The 294-nt window shown below is 42.2% G+C and carries 1 rRNA gene; it reads right to left on the bottom strand.

What is annotated here, in order from left to right:
• Positions 1-72, bottom strand: a 5S ribosomal RNA gene (gene rrf / locus R0J88_RS19475); the annotation flags it as partial.
• Positions 73-294 lie beyond the last annotated feature (222 nt).

The following is a 294-nucleotide window of genomic DNA, read 5'->3' on the forward strand; positions in this document are numbered from 1 at the left end:
ATCGGCGCTGTTTCGTTTCACTACTGAGTTCGGCATGGGATCAGGTGGGTCCAAAACGCTATTGTCACCAAGCAAATATGGTGCAAAGGATTAATGACAAGCACGGAGTGCTTCTTTTTCCTTTGCGCAAGGTGCCTCAATGTTAACGCTGCGCGCTAAGAGTCACCTCATAAATTTGGAAAATATCTGATAATATTTTTTAAGTCTTTCTGTCAGTATATCTACTTTAGTCATTAACTTCTGTCTTAACTGTCACACAAAACGCGTTTGGCGTTGTATGGTTAAGCCTCACGG

This window comes from Pseudoalteromonas sp. SIMBA_162, from assembly GCF_046535955.1.
GTDB lineage: Bacteria > Pseudomonadota > Gammaproteobacteria > Enterobacterales > Alteromonadaceae > Pseudoalteromonas > Pseudoalteromonas marina.